Genomic DNA, 16,569 nt, shown 5'->3' on the forward strand with positions numbered 1-16,569 from the left:
CCACGAAAATGTTTAGCTTACAGAACTGCTTATGAAGCTCTAGTGGATGAGTTAGAGTAAATGTTGCACTTATTCTTGCAATTTATCTATTAAAATAGCGGGCATGGGCAGCTGCTTCCAAAAGCTGTACTGGATAGCATCATCAAAATAATTGAGCAAGATACAAATCAGATTTCCGTGAGAGCTAATGATGATGTGTTCATTTTGGTGTTTTTCTTCTAATTCTTGCAGAAATGCTAGAGCTCGTTTTTGAGCTGTGAGATTGGATTCGCCGCCTGATAGAGACATATCAGGATTTTCCCAAAGTTGTTTAAGTGTAGCTTCAAATGCTTGGTCGGAAATGTTTTGATTGCTTAGTTTTCTTTCAATCAGTCGCTTGTCCAGATGAACAGGGAGTCCTAATGCTAGGGCTAAAGGTTCTACGGTTTCAATGGCTCGCTGGTAAGGACTAGAATAAATAGCAGAAATGGGTTCCTTTTTCAATACATTTAGCTGTGAAAGGGAGGCGCGCCCTTTTGGGGATAGAGGACGTGTCCATTCGTTAGGCGTATAAGTTGAGTGTGCGTGACGGACAAAATAATAAATGTTGTTCATAAAAACTCCTTTTTTCTTATTTAGTATATCAAAAAATGGAAAAATCTTATACATAAGCAAGAAATAATGCTTATTTAAGAAAAACTTTAACATTGTCTTACGGATAGTTAATATGAGCTTGGTAAACTTTAGTCAACCATTAAAAATAAATCAAAGGAGTAAATAATATGGTTGACAAAAATCATCGTCCAAATAATCAAAGATATACAAGATGGTCTATCCGTCGTTTGAGTGTAGGTGTGGCCTCAGTTGTTGTGGCAAGCGGATTCTTTATTCTCGTTAGCAATCCTGTAAATGCGCAGGTAGGCACACAAAATAAAGTGGTGACAACAGCCCCTTCAAATAGTCCAACGGAATCCAGCAAGTCAATAACAGATTCGAAAGTGGGACAAACTGAAAACCCAACGGCTGAAAAGAAAGAAATACCAGATACAACTAAGCCATCACAAGACGTAGTTGGAAAAACAGGTCAAGCAACAGATAAGAAAGTTCAAGAAAAACAAGAAGTTATAAAAGAAAACAAAGTAGGAAAAACCATTGCAGAAGCTGCTAAAGGAATTCAAAAAGCAGCTGAAAAGGAAGCCTCTCCAAAGGAAGAGAAAGATTCTTCATTGGATCAAGTGAAGAAATCCGTTTCAGACAATCTTAAAAGTCAAATAAATGTTCCTGCATCTTACCTTGACAACGCCATTTACCCAGGTCCATTCACGGCAGGTGTCAATCAAGTCATCCCGTACGAACTGTTTGGTGGCGATGGCATGTTAACACGCCTTCTCCTCAAATCATCAGACGGTGCACCATGGTCAGATAATGGAGCTGCAGGAAATGCAGGTCTGCTTCCATTTGCAGGTTTAGCGAATGGTAAGTATTTCTATCAAGTTTCCCTTGGCGGTAATGCAGCTGGAAAGCAAAATAAAGAACTTTTAGATCAATTGAAAGCTAATGGTACACAAAGTTATACGGCTACTGTGACTGTTTATGGTTCTAAGAATGGTAAGGCTGATTTAACGAATGTTGTTGCAACACGTCAAGTTACTATTAATCTTAATAGCTTAAAAGCGAAAGCTGACCCTTCATTGGAACAAACAAGGAGATCTGTCTCTGAAAATATTAAAGAAAGTACAGATGTTCCGGCTTCCTTCTTACAAAACGCTAACCACCCCGGTCCATTTACAGCAGGTGTGAATGAAGTAATTCCGTATGAAGCTTTCGGTGGCGACGGTATGTTAACACGTCTTCTCCTTAAATCATCAGAGGGTGCACCATGGTCAGATAATGGTACAGCTAACCATCCAGGTCTCCTACCACTTGCAGGTCTAGGTAAAGGACAATATTTCTATCAAGTTTCACTTGACGGTAATGCAGCAGGCAAGCAAGGCAAAGCCCTCTTAGACCAACTGAAAGCTAATGGTACTCATACCTATACAGCAACGGTTACAGTTTACGGGGCAACTAAAGACGGCAAAGCTGATTTGAATAATGTCATCGCAACGCGTCAAGTGAAATTGAACCTAAATGGTACCACAACAGCAGATCAAATCAAAAAATCTGTTTCAGAAAATATTAAAGATAAGATTGATGTTCCAGCAAGCTACTTGAAAAATGCAGACTTCCCTGGTCCATTTACAGCGGGTGTCAACCAAGTGATTCCGTATGAGCTTTTTGGTGGGGATGGTATGCTGACTCGACTTCTGCTCAAATCATCAAATGGTGCGCCATGGTCAGATAACGGCACAGCAAAACATGCAGGACTCCTACCACTTGCAGGTTTAGGCAAAGGCCAATATTTCTATCAAGTTTCACTAGATGGTAATGCAGCAGGTAAGCAAGATAAAGCTTTGTTAGATCGATTGAAAGCCAATGGCACACATTCTTATAAAGCGACGGTTACAGTTTATGGTGCAAAAGATGGCAAAGCTGATGTAAACAGTGTCATTGCAACAAAAGCAGTAACGATTAACCTAAAAGGTGAAAAGAAAGCAGAAGCTAAGCCAGAGAAATCACAACCGGGTCAAAAAGGTCAAACACAAGATCAGGGCAAAAAAGCAGAACATGACGGAAGCAAGCATTCAAATAAAGGTGGGACACCTTCTGCAACAACTTCAAAAGGTGGACAAGCTAAGGCAAGTAAAAAATCGCTTCCTAATACAGGTCAAAAATCCTCTCTTGGCTTGACAGTTTTAGGACTTCTTGGATTAAGCGTAGCAGCTATCTTAGCACTTGTCGGAATGAAACGCAGAGAAAAGAAATAATTCTTGTACTTTGTGAGCGATGATGCTTGAATCAAGTATAGAAATAGTGTTATACTTTTTCATGGTATAACACTATTTTTCACAGTAGAGGTAAGAATATGACAAAGAGAATTTTGTTAGTAGATGATGAGGTAGAGATTACTGAGATTAACAAGCGTTATTTAACACAGGCAGGTTATGAGGTCAATGTGGCGCATGATGGACAGGAAGCCTTAGAGCTGTTTCAGAAATATTCGATTGATTTGATTATTACAGATATTATGATGCCTAATATGGATGGCTATGATTTGATTGGAGAAGTACAGTATCTTGCTCCAGAGCAACCGTTCCTTTTTATCACTGCTAAAACATCTGAGCCGGATAAGATTTATTCTCTTAGTATGGGTGCGGATGATTTCATCACCAAGCCTTTTAGTCCGCGGGAATTAGTGTTACGGGTTCATAATATTTTGCGGCGCATTCACCGCAGTGTGGGAGTAGATGAAAAACTCCAACTAGGGGATTTAGAGATAAATCATGCAACGCGCGAAGTGACAGTGCACGGACAATCGTTGATGATGACCATTAAATCTTTTGAATTATTGTGGATTTTAGCCAGCAATCCTCAGCGGGTCTTTTCTAAAACGGAGCTTTATGAAAAGGTCTGGCAAGAAGATTTTGTGGATGATACTAATACACTAAACGTACACATTCATGCCTTGCGGCAGGATTTGGCGAAGTATAGTACAGAAAAGACGCCCACGATTAAGACCGTCTGGGGCTTAGGGTATAAGATAGAGGTATGAGATGAAATTAAAGCACTTTATTATTGTGGGATACCTCATTTCCACAACTATCACGGTTGTTGCAATTATCTGGTCTGTCAACACCATGCTAATTTCAAAAAGTGATATTTATTTTATTATTGGTATTAGCATTCTAGCTAGTATTACAGGGGCATTAGTCAGTCTTTTGCTGTTGAGTCGTGTCTTTCTCTCTTTGGATAAATTAAAGCAGCTCATAAAAGGGATTTCTGACAAGAAATTTGAAACGGTGAATGACATTAAAAATCCAACGGAATTTAAAGAGTTGGCAGATGCTTTTAATGAAATGTCAACGGATTTACAAGATACTTTTGCTTCTTTAGAAGAAAGCGAGAAAGAAAAGGGCTTGATGATTGCTCAGCTCTCACATGATATTAAAACACCTCTGACGTCTATTCAAGCAACTGTCGAAGGAATGTTAGACGGTGTGATTGCAGCAAATGAGCAGCAATATTATCTTAAAACTATTAGTCGCCAGACCGATCGGTTGAATAAGTTGGTTGAGGAGCTAAGTTTTATCACTTTGAATACGATGAATCAGCCAGATGTGCCTCTTGAAAAAGAAGAAATTTTTCTGGATAAGCTGTTGATTGACATTATGTCTGAATTTCAGCTGGTGATTGATAAAGAAGAGCGAGACATTCAAATTTCTGTTCAGCCAGAGTCAGCCAAAATCGTGAGTCATTATGATAAGCTGTCACGGATTATTCTCAATCTGGTCAGCAATGCTTTTAAGTATGCAGAAGCTGGAACCAAACTGAGCATTGATGCCGCTGTAGAAGGTCAGCGTTTGACTATCAGCGTTACGGATGAAGGACAGGGCATCAAATCAGAAGATTTGGACAAGATTTTCAGGCGTCTTTATCGAGTGGAAAGATCGCGCAATATGAAAACTGGCGGGCACGGTCTAGGGCTTTATATCGCGCGTGAATTGGCACACCAATTGGGTGGTGATATTTTCGTGCAAAGTGAATATGGGCAAGGCAGCAGTTTTTCGCTTGTATTAGATTTATAAAATGAGAGTGAGATAGACGAGAAACAAGAACATTTCCGGACGATCTCACTCTTTGTTTTTATTAGTTAGTTTGCAGTTTTTGAAAAATCCGATATACTGCATGGCACATGCTCCGAAGAATGTCCAAAAAGTGGCTACGTATGTAGCGGAGCACTTTGCGGATGCGGTGAAACATTTGGAGAAATTATTGTATCAAAATAGTATAAAGGCTTAAGAAATTTTTCTTAAGTCTTTTGCGCACGGTCATGATCCTTAATCAGAAAATTTCTTTGGTTTCATGGTATAATAAATCTATGGAAAATAAGAATAAATTACTGTTGATTGACGGCTCGTCTGTTGCTTTTCGTGCTTTTTTTGCACTATACAATCAAATCGACCGCTTTAAGAGTCCATCTGGACTTCATACCAATGCCATTTACGGTTTTCATCTTATGCTGAATCACTTGATCGAACGTGTACAGCCGACTCATATTTTGGTGGCATTTGATGCGGGGAAGACCACCTTTCGGACAGAGATGTATGCCGATTACAAGGGCGGTCGGGCTAAAACGCCGGAGGAATTTCGTGAGCAACTGCCTTTTATTCGCGAAATGTTGGATAAGCTGGGCATTCGCTATTACGATTTAGATCAGTATGAAGCGGATGACATTATCGGAACTCTGGATAAAATGGCTGAAAATACAGCTATTCCCTACGATGTGACAATCGTGAGCGGAGACAAGGATCTGATCCAGTTGACCGATGATAATACCGTTGTGGAAATTTCCAAAAAAGGTGTGGCTGAGTTCGAGGAATTTACACCAGCTTATCTCATGGAAAAAATGGGAATTACGCCCACACAATTTATTGACCTTAAGGCTCTTATGGGTGATTCTTCGGACAATATCCCTGGTGTGACGAAAATCGGTGAGAAAACAGGACTCAAGCTCCTCTTGGAATATGGCTCTCTGGAAGGCATTTATGACAACATTGACCAGATGAAGCAGTCTAAGATGAAGGAAAATCTCATCAATGACAAAGAAATAGCTTTCTTGTCTAAAACACTTGCTACCATTGATACTCAAGCTCCTATCGAAATTGGTTTGGAAGATATCCTCTATCAAGGTCCAGATATCAAACAACTAGGCAGATTTTACGATGAAATGGGCTTTAAGCAATTCAAGCAAGCGCTAGAAGCAGAAATAGAGCCAGAAGAGGCGGTTGACATTGCTTTTGAAGAAGTGATGGAAATTCGTCCAGAAATGCTCAATGCAGACGATTTTTTCTACTTTGAAATGTTAGGGGATAATTATCACATAGACGAGATGATGGGCTTTGCCTGGGGAAATGCACAGCAGATTTATGTTAGTCAAGACATCGGCCTCTTGCAGCAACCAGTTTTCAAAGAATTTCTGGAAAACACAGCCCTCAAGGTTTATGATTTTAAACGCTCCAAGGTCTTACTCAGTCGCTTAGGTATTGAGCTTTCACAACCTGCATTTGACAGCCGTTTAGCTAAGTACCTTCTTTCAACCGTTGATAACCATGAAATTGCAACAATTGCTGGTCTTTATGGCAAGACCAAACTCGCCGAGGATGAGGCGGTTTATGGAAAAGGAGCTAAGCGGGCATTGCCTGAAAAAGCTGTTTTACTGAGCCATTTAGCTAGAAAAGTCACAGTTCTCATTGAAACGGAAAAGCCTATGATAGACTTGCTGCGTCAGCATGACCAGCTAAATCTGCTGTACGAAATGGAGCAACCTTTGGCCTTTGTACTAGCTAAAATGGAGATTGCTGGTATCAAGGTAGAGCGCGAAACATTGCAAACCATGCAGATTGAAAACGAGAGAGTCCTAACTCGACTAACTCAGGAAATCTATGACTTAGCAGGGGAAGAGTTTAACATCAATTCGCCTAAACAGTTGGGGGGCATTCTCTTTGAAAAATTAGGTCTGCCAACATCTTTCACGAAGAAAACCAAAACGGGCTACTCTACGGCGGTAGATGTATTGGAACGTTTGGCACCAATCGCGCCAATTGTGGAAAAAATTCTGGACTATCGGCAAATTGCTAAGATTCAATCAACCTATGTCATGGGGCTACAGGACTGGATTTTGGCGGATGGAAAGATTCATACTCGCTATCTTCAAGATTTGACTCAAACAGGACGGCTATCAAGTGTTGACCCTAATTTGCAAAATATTCCAATTCGCCTAGAGCAAGGGCGCTTGATTCGGAAGGCTTTTGTGCCAGAGTGGGAGGACAGTGTTTTACTTAGCTCTGATTACTCGCAAATTGAGCTGCGGGTTTTGGCGCATATTTCAGGTGATGAGCATTTGATTGAGGCTTTCAGACATGGGGCAGATATTCACACTTCAACAGCCATGCGGGTTTTTGGCATTGAAAAACCAGAAGATGTGACACCAAATGACCGCCGCAATGCTAAAGCTGTCAACTTTGGTGTTGTTTACGGGATCTCTGACTTTGGCCTTGCCAACAATCTGGGCATTAGTCGTAAGGAAGCGAAGTCTTATATTGATACTTATTTTGAACGCTATCCGGGTATCAAGAATTATATGGAGAATGTGGTGCGAGAAGCACGAGACAAGGGCTATGTAGAAACTCTCTTTCACCGTCGTCGGGAGATTCCGGATATCAATTCTCGTAACTTCAATGTTCGAGGATTTGCGGAACGGACGGCTATCAATTCGCCAATTCAAGGCTCAGCCGCAGACATTCTTAAAATTGCAATGATTCGACTGGACCAAGCTCTGACAGATAGGAATTTTAAAACCAGAATGTTGCTGCAAGTTCATGACGAAATTGTGCTGGAAGTGCCTGAAAATGAATTGACCGTTATTAAAACGCTGGTCAAAGACATCATGGAATCTGCCATTGAACTTTCTGTCCCCTTGAAAGCGGACGAAAGTGCAGGCAAGACATGGTATGAAGCAAAGTAGAATCAAAAGTACCCAAAAGAGGGATATCATTCTGATTTTTTAGCTGTGCTCAGTTCAGATAAGAAATTTTCAAAGCAAGTACATTCAACTTTATAAAGTATTTGTGTTTCTGGTTCAAAAAGGAGCGGCATGGCTCGCGATACATAAAAGATTACGGAGAAAATTTTATGACCTATCATTTCAAAAATCCCAGCGACGGGATTGTCAAGCATTATTTAGAAAATAGCAAGGTGATTGCGGTTGTTGGTTTGTCAGATCGAGAAGAGGCAACCAGCCACCGTGTATCCAAGGAAATGCAAGAACGGGGCTATCGGATTGTTCCGGTCAATCCGCGAGCAGCTGGTGGGGAAATTCTAGGTGAAACCACGTATGCCAATTTAAAAGGCATTCCTTTCTCGGTGGATATCGTCGATGTTTACCGTCGCAGCGAGTTTTTGCCAGATGTGGCGCGTGATTTTCTAGAAGCGGATGCTGGGATTTTCTGGGCACAATTAGGCTTGGAAAATGAAGAAGCCGAGCAAATCCTTCGTGCAGCTGGGCACGATGATATTGTCATGAACCGCTGTATCAAGCGGGAGCATACCCGTCTGATTTTAGGAGAGTAAATGGCAACGTTGGTGGAAAGAACGTGATTTCTTAGGTTGGGAAGTAGCAACTTTTACAGATCAAGATTCGCTGGAAGATGCCTTTCAAGAAATTTCTAAAAAATTAAGTTTGGTTTAAGTTAACTTGGTTATACTATATTTATCAAATGAAGACCTCCTAACTTTGTTTGATAGAAATCCTAAACTTTTTCATAATAATCTCCCTAATAAAGTCACCCAATTGGTGGCTTTTTTGTGTAGAGTTCGTGATGTTACGCTTTTTACAAATGATAGTTTAAAAAGAGGTTGGGACAAAATGTCTCAACCTCTATCTCATTTAGTGATAAGCAAATGACGCAGCCTCAACAATTCACTAGATTGTTGAAGGTTGGAAATCAGACTTGCGAAGCAAGCCACCGTTGTTGGACTCTTTATTCGCTTTTCAAGCTCGGAATAGCTCCTTTGTCGAAAACTTCGTTTTCTTCATCTGCAACCTTAAACAGCTTGATAGCTGTTTAAGCACCCTTGTGGGGGGTGGGACTACGAACTTGAATTTTTTAAGATAAGTTCTGTCCCACTCCCTTTGTTAGGTTGTTAAGATTTTTATACAAGAAACTAAGCAAAAATCGAAGTCGGCTCTTTTTCCTTTTTCACAGCTTCATAGAAAAGTGCTTGAGCTGTATAAACATAGGGATAAACATAAATAGAAGCAATTCCAAAAGTAATGGCACTTAGTAAGTACCAACCGATAAAGGTTAAATCAAGAACAAATCGCTTGCCTTTATAACCTTTCATCATCTGGCGACTCGCACGGATGATTTTAAAGGCGCCATCGTAGGTATTGTTTTCTAATCTGTCACAAAGAATGAACTCTACTTGCGAATAAGCATAGTATTGAGGAAGTGCAATAATAATGCCGATAATCATCAAGATAAAACCGATGAGAATGTAAAGCAACAATGTTCCAATAGTTGTCTGAAGCGCAACATTTTGTGAAAGAACTTGAGAATTGGGGAGGAGTTTAATAATACTAAAACTAGCAAAAATCGTCATACCGCTCCCAATCCAGACGAAAATATTCCACAGAAATAGCAATACGCGTTTGAGCAAAAGCGTCATGAAAACAGGACCGATTATTTTACTGTCAAAAGTCCGAATGGAATCCGAAAAATGTACCTCTTGTCGTTTTCCACGAATGACTTCCAGTAAGGTCCAAAAAGCGGCTGTTAAAAAGAAAGATACGATAAAACTAATTGCGATTGGAAAAAGAGAACGATTGATTCCGTGGATAACCGTATTTTGGATGCCATATTGCAAGATATTATTGGACAAAGTATCTGAAGAATAATTGTAAACAATGGAAACAATCGCAGTCACAATTGGCACTAAAAAGAGTGCATAGATTCCCTTGGTTTGACGTTGGATGTGGCGAGCCTCTGCCCGCAATTTGCTTAAGTTCATAGTTGCCTCCTATATAAAACAACATTATACCACATTCTTCTAAGAGAAAGAAAAGTTTTTATCCACTTTATCTTTCTTCTTTTTTTTGATAAAATCATACAGGATGTTGTGAGTCAAATGAACTCATGCACTGTAAAATTAAGGTCTGGGACTGTTTTTCCCAGTATCGGAGGTAAAAATGTCAGATTCACCGATTCAATATCGTTTAATCAAAAAAGAAAAGCACACAGGAGCCCGTTTGGGGGAAATTATCACGCCCCACGGGACTTTTCCAACCCCCATGTTTATGCCAGTGGGAACTCAGGCAACTGTTAAAACGCAGTCCCCAGAAGAGCTCAAAGAAATGGGTTCAGGGATTATTCTCTCTAATACCTATCATCTTTGGTTGCGGCCGGGTGATGAACTGATTGCGCGTGCTGGAGGTCTTCATAAATTTATGAATTGGGACCAAGCTATTCTGACAGACAGCGGTGGCTTCCAGGTGTATTCTCTAGCGGACAGCCGCAATATTACAGAAGAGGGTGTGACCTTCAAAAATCACCTCAATGGTTCCAAGATGTTCTTGTCGCCAGAAAAAGCGATTTCTATTCAGAACAATCTAGGCAGTGACATCATGATGTCCTTTGATGAATGTCCGCAGTTCTACCAACCGTATGATTATGTTAAGAAATCCATTGAGCGGACAAGTCGTTGGGCAGAGCGTGGACTCAAAGCTCATCGTCGTCCACATGACCAAGGGCTCTTTGGGATTGTGCAGGGGGCTGGTTTTGAAGATCTCCGTCGTCAGTCGGCTCAGGATTTGGTCAGCATGGATTTTCCAGGCTATTCCATTGGTGGTTTAGCTGTGGGCGAATCTCACGAAGAGATGAATGCAGTATTAGACTTTACGACACCGATGCTACCCGAAAACAAGCCCCGCTACCTCATGGGAGTGGGTGCACCCGACAGTTTGATAGACGGTGTCATTCGCGGAGTAGATATGTTTGACTGTGTTTTGCCGACCAGAATCGCTCGAAATGGCACTTGTATGACCAGCGAAGGGCGTTTAGTCATCAAAAATGCTCAATATGCAGAGGATTTTACACCACTCGATCATGACTGTGATTGCTACACTTGTAAAAATTATACACGTGCCTATATCCGTCATCTTCTGAAAGCCGATGAAACATTTGGTTTGCGTCTAACCAGCTATCATAATCTTTATTTCTTAGTCAATTTAATGAAGAAGGTTCGCAAAGCCATTGTAGACGACAACCTATTAGAATTTCGTGAAGATTTTGTTGAGAAGTACGGCTACAACTATTCTAAGAGAAATTTTTAAAGCCATCGTAAAAGGAAGTAGGTGTTGGTGCTTGATGAAAGAAGTTTGCTGCAAAATATAGAAGCATATCTGTCGATGGGTAAAAAGGGAACGGTTGCGATTTACGGTCACGGTGCTTCTGGAAAATCTACTTTTGCCAAACGTTTAGTAGAAAGTCTGGGCGAGAGCGAGTTAATCTGCTGGTGGCTGATCCTTATATAATAGATGGGGAATATCGTGACTTGCTGACGGTTAAAGAGTTTCCAGAGCAAAAAGTGACAGCCTGTCTTCCAGCAGCTCATGAATTGAAGAGTTTGGAACGTGATATAAGAGCCTTGCAATCTGGCTGCGATATCGTGACGATTGACCAACCTTGGGCACCGAGTCAGCGACTTTCAGCGGAAAAACCAATTCTAGTTGTTGAAGGCATGTCAGTTGCTTTTCTGCCGAAAGAGCTGTTTGATTTGTCTATTTGTTTTTACACCGATGCAGCAACGGAATTAGAGCGTCGCTTATCTCGTGATGTAGCAGTGCGTAATCGGCAGTCTGAGTGGATTGAGAGAACGCACCAAGCATGTCGTGAGCAATATGAGCGTTATTATAGACCTTATCAAGAACAGGCTGACCTATTGATTTATCAAAGCAGGGATTCTATTGAGATCCAAAGAAGTATATTTTAATTGTTGAAGTGAGAGCCATTCTAAAAGCCCTCTACTTACTAATTTATAACCACTGGGGTTGGAACTGAATCTAGAAAGCGAAACAAGAATATTCAATACTCATTATTTAGAAAACATGAACAAGAGAAATTAGCAAGTTTTCTCTTGCTTTTTTATTCTTCGCTGAGCTAAATTCGTTTTTTTGCCTTGCAAAGTCTCTTTTTGTCAAAAAAATCTCAAAAAAATTCTCAAATCCCTTGCAATCAGTAAGGCTTTGTGTTATTCTATTATGGTGCTGTGAAAAACAGTCTGTAGCTTTGATGCAAGAGGTTGCGACACGCTCGGTTACATTGCCACGCAACGCGTATCGGTTTTCTTGCGGAGCTAGCCTATTATCTTAAATAGACGAAAAGGAGAAAAAGATGGCAAACAAAAAAATCCGTATCCGTTTGAAAGCATACGAACATCGTACACTTGATACAGCGGCTGCAAAAATTGTAGAAACTGCTACTCGTACAGGTGCAGAAGTTGCAGGACCAATCCCGCTTCCAACTGAACGTAGCCTCTACACAATCATTCGTGCGACTCACAAATACAAAGATTCTCGCGAACAATTTGAAATGCGTACACACAAACGTTTGATTGATATCATCAACCCAACTCAAAAAACAGTTGATGCTTTGATGAAATTGGATCTGCCAAGTGGTGTGAACGTAGAGATCAAACTTTAATCACAAGCAAACAAAAAGCTGAGAAGCTGGTGTTCGATGAAATTGAACACGGGCTAAACTCTGTGTGAAAAAGAGACGCAACCGTTTCAGTTTTAGCTAAATTACGGGTGCGGCTACCTTTAGGTGTAAAATTGTCTAGGCTCGTCGAGCCGTCACCAATTTTCCTATTTTCACTTTGAGTTTGACGCCCTTTGTATCTTGACTTGAGCATAAAAAACGCTCGTTAAAAACTTTTTGAAAAAATATAGAAAAGGAAACATTTTCTCATGACAAAAGGAATCTTAGGGAAAAAAGTGGGAATGACTCAAATCTTCACTGAAGCTGGCGAATTGATCCCTGTAACTGTTGTTGAAGCAGCTCCAAACGTGGTTCTTCAAGTAAAAACAGTTGAAACAGATGGTTACAACGCTGTTCAAGTTGGTTTTGATGACCTTCGTGATGTATTGAGCAACAAACCTGCTAAAGGACATGTAGCGAAAGCTAACACGGCTCCTAAGCGCTTCATTCGTGAATTCAAAAACATTGAAGGCTTGGAAGTCGGTGCAGAAATCACAGTGGATACATTCGAAGCTGGCGATGTTGTTGATGTAACAGGGACTTCAAAAGGTAAAGGTTTTCAAGGTGTTATCAAACGCCATGGCCAATCACGCGGTCCAATGGCTCACGGTTCTCGTTATCACCGTCGTCCTGGTTCAATGGGACCAGTTGCGCCTAACCGTGTTTTCAAAAACAAACACTTGGCAGGCCGCATGGGTGGCAACCGTGTAACGATTCAAAACCTTGAAATTGCACAAGTTGTTCCAGAGAAAAACGTTATCCTCATCAAAGGTAACGTGCCTGGTGCTAAGAAATCTCTTATCACTATCAAATCAGCAGTTAAAGCTGGTAAATAATAAAGAAAGGGGAAATCAGTCACAATGGCAAACGTAAAATTATTTGACCAAACTGGTAAAGAAGCTGGTGAAGTAGTTCTTAACGATGCAGTATTTGGTATCGAACCAAATGAATCAGTTGTATTTGATGTTGTTATCAGTCAACGTGCAAGTCTTCGTCAAGGAACTCACGCTGTTAAAAACCGCTCTGCAGTATCAGGTGGCGGACGCAAACCATGGCGTCAAAAAGGAACTGGACGTGCACGTCAAGGTTCTATTCGCTCTCCACAATGGCGTGGTGGTGGTACCGTATTTGGTCCAACTCCTCGTTCATACGCCTACAAACTTCCACAAAAAGTTCGTAGATTGGCACTTAAATCAGTTTATTCTGAAAAAGTTGCTGAGGACAAATTCGTAGCTGTAGACAGCCTTTCATTTACAGCTCCAAAAACTGCTGAGTTTGCGAAAGTACTTGCTGCACTTAGCATTGATTCAAAAGTACTTGTAATTCTTGAAGAAGGAAATGAATTTGCTGCACTTTCAGCTCGTAACCTTCCAAATGTAAAAGTTGCAACTGCAACAACTGCAAGTGTTCTTGACATCGTAAATAGCGACAAACTTCTTGTTACTAAAGAAGCTATCTCTACAATCGAGGAGGTTCTTGCATAATGAATTTGTATGACGTAATCAAAAAACCTATCATCACAGAAAGCACAATGGCTCTTCTTGAAGAAGGTAAATACGTATTTGAAGTGGACACTCGCGCTCATAAACTTTTGATCAAACAAGCAGTTGAAGCTGCTTTTGACGGAGTAAAGGTTGCAAATGTGAACACCATCAATGTAAAACCAAAAGCAAAACGCGTTGGACGTTATACTGGTTTTACAAACAAAACTAAAAAAGCTATCATCACTCTTACAGCTGATTCTAAAGCAATCGAGTTGTTTGGTGCTGAAGCAGAATAATCTAAGGAGGAAATATCGTGGGAATCAGAGTTTATAAACCAACTACAAATGGTCGCCGTAATATGACTTCTTTGGATTTTGCCGAAATCACAACGAGCACTCCAGAAAAAACTTTGCTTGTTTCTTTGAACAACAAAGCTGGTCGTAACAACAACGGTCGTATCACTGTTCGTCACCAAGGTGGCGGGCACAAACGCCACTACCGTTTGATTGACTTCAAGCGCAATAAAGATGGTGTTGAAGCAGTTGTTAAAACAATTGAATACGATCCAAATCGTTCAGCAAACATCGCTCTTGTACATTACACTGACGGTGTGAAAGCTTATATCATCGCTCCTAAAGGTCTTGAAGTCGGTCAACGCATCGTTTCTGGACCAGAAGCGGATATCAAAGTCGGAAATGCTCTTCCACTTGCTAATATCCCGGTTGGTACATTGATTCATAATATTGAATTGAAACCTGGTCATGGTGGTGAATTGGTACGTGCTGCTGGAGCTTCTGCCCAAGTATTGGGACAAGAAGGTAAATATGTTCTTGTTCGTTTGCAATCAGGCGAAGTTCGCATGATTCTTGGAACTTGCCGTGCAACTGTCGGTGTTGTTGGAAATGAACAACATGGATTGGTTAACCTTGGTAAGGCTGGACGTAGCCGTTGGAAAGGTATTCGTCCAACAGTTCGCGGTTCTGTAATGAACCCGAATGACCACCCGCACGGTGGTGGTGAAGGTAAAGCACCAGTTGGTCGTAAAGCACCATCTACTCCATGGGGCAAACCTGCTCTTGGACTTAAAACTCGTAACAAAAAAGCGAAATCTGACAAACTTATCGTTCGTCGCCGCAACGAGAAATAGGCGGCTGAGCAGAAGTTTGGTAGCCTAGCGACCAAACTTCAGTGCAAAACCCCGGCACAGTTGATTAGCTGGGTAGCAAGGCTGGTAGCCGTAGCTAACTAGCAATCAACCACTGCCCCTCGTGAGATGTTACATACTTATAATTAGCGAGCTAACTCGTAAAATTCCGCCAGCTCGGTAGCACTGCTTAGCAGTGCAAGCCGCTGTGGTATAACATTTAAAGGAGAAAACAATAAAATGGGACGCAGTCTTAAAAAAGGACCTTTCGTCGATGAGCATTTGATGAAGAAAGTTGAAGCTCAAGCCAACGACGAAAAGAAGAAAGTCATCAAAACTTGGTCACGTCGCTCTACGATCTTCCCAAGTTTCATCGGATACACAATCGCAGTCTATGACGGCCGCAAGCATGTGCCTGTATACATCCAAGAAGACATGGTAGGTCACAAGCTCGGTGAATTTGCACCGACTCGTACTTACAAAGGTCACGCAGCTGACGACAAGAAGACACGTAGATAAGAGAGGAGAAAAACATGGCAGAAATTACTTCAGCTAAAGCAATGGCTCGTACAGTGCGCGTTTCCCCTCGCAAATCTCGTCTGGTTTTGGACAATATCCGTGGGAAAGACGTCGCTGACGCAATCGCAATCTTGAAATTCACTCCAAACAAAGCTGCTGGCATCATCGAAAAGGTGTTGAACTCAGCAATCGCTAATGCAGAAAACAACTTTGGTTTGGAAAAAGCAAACTTGGTAGTATCTGAAGCTTACGCAAACGAAGGACCAACAATGAAACGTTTCCGTCCACGTGCGAAAGGTTCAGCTTCACCAATCAACAAACGCACTAGCCACATCACAGTGGTTGTTGCAGAAAAATAAGGAGGTAAAATCGTGGGTCAAAAAGTACATCCAATAGGTATGCGTGTCGGTATCATCCGTGACTGGGATGCCAAATGGTATGCTGAAAAAGAATACGCGGATTACCTTCATGAAGATCTTGCAATCCGTAAATTCGTTCAAAAAGAATTAGCTGACGCAGCTGTTTCAACTATTGAAATCGAACGCGCAGTAAACAAAGTAAACGTTTCTCTTCATACTGCTAAACCAGGTATGGTTATCGGTAAAGGGGGCGCAAACGTTGATGCACTTCGTGCAAAACTTAATAAATTGACTGGCAAACAAGTTCACATCAACATCATTGAAATCAAATCACCAGATTTAGATGCTCATCTTGTTGGTGAAGGCATTGCTCGTCAATTAGAGCAACGTGTGGCTTTCCGTCGTGCTCAAAAGCAAGCTATCCAACGTACAATGCGTGCCGGCGCTAAAGGAATCAAAACTCAAGTATCTGGTCGTTTGAACGGTGCTGATATCGCTCGTGCAGAAGGTTATTCTGAAGGAACTGTTCCACTTCATACGCTTCGCGCAGATATTGACTACGCTTGGGAAGAAGCAGATACTACTTACGGTAAACTTGGTGTTAAAGTATGGATTTACCGCGGAGAAGTTCTTCCAGCTCGTAAAAACACTAAAGGAGGTAAATAACC

The 16,569-nt window shown here is 41.2% G+C and carries 16 protein-coding genes and 2 pseudogenes; 16 read left to right on the forward strand and 2 right to left on the reverse strand.

The genetic code is table 11. The features are described from left to right. Positions 1 to 69: 69 nt before the first annotated feature. Entirely contained in the window at positions 70 to 594 is a 525-nt protein-coding gene (locus FQ204_RS00005; RefSeq protein WP_144207054.1) for a histidine phosphatase family protein, read from the reverse strand. Positions 595 to 761: 167 nt separating this feature from the next. Between FQ204_RS00005 and FQ204_RS00010 the strand changes: the two genes are divergently transcribed. The 6 genes and pseudogenes from FQ204_RS00010 to FQ204_RS10620 all read left to right on the forward strand — a co-directional run. Next, a complete protein-coding gene (locus tag FQ204_RS00010) occupies positions 762 to 2,846 on the forward strand; it encodes an SSURE domain-containing protein (protein ID WP_144207057.1) in 2,085 nt (694 codons plus the stop codon). A 98-nt stretch (positions 2,847 to 2,944) separates the two neighbouring features. Continuing rightward, on the forward strand, positions 2,945 to 3,631 hold the full coding sequence (locus FQ204_RS00015; RefSeq protein ID WP_144207060.1) for a response regulator transcription factor: 687 nt from the start codon (positions 2,945 to 2,947) through the stop codon (positions 3,629 to 3,631). Position 3,632: 1 nt separating this feature from the next. Beyond that, entirely contained in the window at positions 3,633 to 4,664 is a 1,032-nt protein-coding gene (locus FQ204_RS00020; protein ID WP_144207063.1) for a sensor histidine kinase, read from the forward strand. Positions 4,665 to 4,957: 293 nt separating this feature from the next. After that, positions 4,958 to 7,603, forward strand: coding sequence for a DNA polymerase I (polA, locus tag FQ204_RS00030; protein ID WP_144207066.1), 2,646 nt, complete (start codon positions 4,958 to 4,960; stop codon positions 7,601 to 7,603). Positions 7,604 to 7,770: 167 nt separating this feature from the next. Further along, positions 7,771 to 8,208 carry a CoA-binding protein gene (locus tag FQ204_RS00035; protein WP_144207069.1) on the forward strand — a complete coding sequence of 146 codons (438 nt, stop codon included), beginning with the start codon at positions 7,771 to 7,773 and terminating at the stop codon, positions 8,206 to 8,208. Positions 8,209 to 8,212: 4 nt separating this feature from the next. Then, positions 8,213 to 8,326 (forward strand): annotated as a pseudogene (locus tag FQ204_RS10620) (AAA family ATPase); the annotation flags it as partial. 476 nt (positions 8,327 to 8,802) lie between these two features. Here the strand turns inward: FQ204_RS10620 and FQ204_RS00045 are convergent. Further along, a complete protein-coding gene (locus FQ204_RS00045; RefSeq protein WP_144207072.1) occupies positions 8,803 to 9,648 on the reverse strand; it encodes a DUF975 family protein in 846 nt (281 codons plus the stop codon). A 178-nt stretch (positions 9,649 to 9,826) separates the two neighbouring features. Between FQ204_RS00045 and tgt the strand changes: the two genes are divergently transcribed. From tgt to rpsC, 10 genes and pseudogenes are all read left to right on the forward strand, one after another. Then, positions 9,827 to 10,969, forward strand: a complete 1,143-nt coding sequence (gene tgt / locus FQ204_RS00050; RefSeq protein WP_144207075.1) for a tRNA guanosine(34) transglycosylase Tgt — start codon at positions 9,827 to 9,829, stop codon at positions 10,967 to 10,969. Positions 10,970 to 10,996: 27 nt separating this feature from the next. After that, positions 10,997 to 11,628, forward strand: a pseudogene (locus FQ204_RS00055) (uridine kinase). A gap of 401 nt (positions 11,629 to 12,029) precedes the next feature. Then, positions 12,030 to 12,338 carry a 30S ribosomal protein S10 gene (rpsJ, locus tag FQ204_RS00060; RefSeq protein ID WP_002894478.1) on the forward strand — a complete coding sequence of 103 codons (309 nt, stop codon included), beginning with the start codon at positions 12,030 to 12,032 and terminating at the stop codon, positions 12,336 to 12,338. Between the two features lie 266 nt (positions 12,339 to 12,604). Then, the gene (rplC, locus tag FQ204_RS00065) at positions 12,605 to 13,231 is read left to right on the forward strand and encodes a 50S ribosomal protein L3 (protein WP_144207078.1); all 627 of its coding nucleotides are present in this window, start codon (positions 12,605 to 12,607) and stop codon (positions 13,229 to 13,231) included. A 24-nt stretch (positions 13,232 to 13,255) separates the two neighbouring features. Further along, a complete protein-coding gene (gene rplD / locus FQ204_RS00070; protein WP_037598474.1) occupies positions 13,256 to 13,879 on the forward strand; it encodes a 50S ribosomal protein L4 in 624 nt (207 codons plus the stop codon). Then, the gene (locus FQ204_RS00075; RefSeq protein WP_003026555.1) at positions 13,879 to 14,175 is read left to right on the forward strand and encodes a 50S ribosomal protein L23; all 297 of its coding nucleotides are present in this window, start codon (positions 13,879 to 13,881) and stop codon (positions 14,173 to 14,175) included. Before rplD ends, FQ204_RS00075 begins: the two co-directional genes overlap by 1 nt. Positions 14,176 to 14,192: 17 nt before the next feature. After that, positions 14,193 to 15,026 (forward strand): 50S ribosomal protein L2, encoded by an 834-nt coding sequence (gene rplB / locus FQ204_RS00080; RefSeq protein ID WP_003071334.1) that lies wholly within the window; start codon positions 14,193 to 14,195, stop codon positions 15,024 to 15,026. A gap of 237 nt (positions 15,027 to 15,263) precedes the next feature. Beyond that, a complete protein-coding gene (gene rpsS, locus FQ204_RS00085; protein WP_000533765.1) occupies positions 15,264 to 15,542 on the forward strand; it encodes a 30S ribosomal protein S19 in 279 nt (92 codons plus the stop codon). A gap of 14 nt (positions 15,543 to 15,556) precedes the next feature. Then, positions 15,557 to 15,901: a 50S ribosomal protein L22 gene (gene rplV / locus FQ204_RS00090; protein ID WP_003026550.1), complete on the forward strand. Its 345-nt coding sequence runs from the start codon at positions 15,557 to 15,559 to the stop codon at positions 15,899 to 15,901. Positions 15,902 to 15,913: 12 nt separating this feature from the next. After that, on the forward strand, positions 15,914 to 16,567 hold the full coding sequence (gene rpsC / locus FQ204_RS00095; RefSeq protein WP_144207081.1) for a 30S ribosomal protein S3: 654 nt from the start codon (positions 15,914 to 15,916) through the stop codon (positions 16,565 to 16,567). Positions 16,568 to 16,569: the final 2 nt, after the last annotated feature.

This window comes from Streptococcus constellatus, from assembly GCF_902167705.1.
Lineage (GTDB): Bacteria > Bacillota > Bacilli > Lactobacillales > Streptococcaceae > Streptococcus > Streptococcus constellatus_A.

Excerpts from the sequence above, each read along its gene's own strand:
- FQ204_RS00005 (WP_144207054.1), bottom strand. The coding sequence starts at position 594 with ATGAACAACATTTATTATTTTGTCCGTCACGCACACTCAACTTATACG.
- FQ204_RS00010 (WP_144207057.1), top strand. The coding sequence starts at position 762 with ATGGTTGACAAAAATCATCGTCCAAATAATCAAAGATATACAAGATGG.
- FQ204_RS00015 (WP_144207060.1), top strand. The coding sequence starts at position 2,945 with ATGACAAAGAGAATTTTGTTAGTAGATGATGAGGTAGAGATTACTGAG.
- FQ204_RS00020 (WP_144207063.1), top strand. The coding sequence starts at position 3,633 with ATGAAATTAAAGCACTTTATTATTGTGGGATACCTCATTTCCACAACT.
- polA (WP_144207066.1), top strand. The coding sequence starts at position 4,958 with ATGGAAAATAAGAATAAATTACTGTTGATTGACGGCTCGTCTGTTGCT.
- FQ204_RS00035 (WP_144207069.1), top strand. The coding sequence starts at position 7,771 with ATGACCTATCATTTCAAAAATCCCAGCGACGGGATTGTCAAGCATTAT.
- FQ204_RS00045 (WP_144207072.1), bottom strand. The coding sequence starts at position 9,648 with ATGAACTTAAGCAAATTGCGGGCAGAGGCTCGCCACATCCAACGTCAA.
- tgt (WP_144207075.1), top strand. The coding sequence starts at position 9,827 with ATGTCAGATTCACCGATTCAATATCGTTTAATCAAAAAAGAAAAGCAC.
- rpsJ (WP_002894478.1), top strand. The coding sequence starts at position 12,030 with ATGGCAAACAAAAAAATCCGTATCCGTTTGAAAGCATACGAACATCGT.
- rplC (WP_144207078.1), top strand. The coding sequence starts at position 12,605 with ATGACAAAAGGAATCTTAGGGAAAAAAGTGGGAATGACTCAAATCTTC.
- rplD (WP_037598474.1), top strand. The coding sequence starts at position 13,256 with ATGGCAAACGTAAAATTATTTGACCAAACTGGTAAAGAAGCTGGTGAA.
- FQ204_RS00075 (WP_003026555.1), top strand. The coding sequence starts at position 13,879 with ATGAATTTGTATGACGTAATCAAAAAACCTATCATCACAGAAAGCACA.
- rpsS (WP_000533765.1), top strand. The coding sequence starts at position 15,264 with ATGGGACGCAGTCTTAAAAAAGGACCTTTCGTCGATGAGCATTTGATG.
- rplV (WP_003026550.1), top strand. The coding sequence starts at position 15,557 with ATGGCAGAAATTACTTCAGCTAAAGCAATGGCTCGTACAGTGCGCGTT.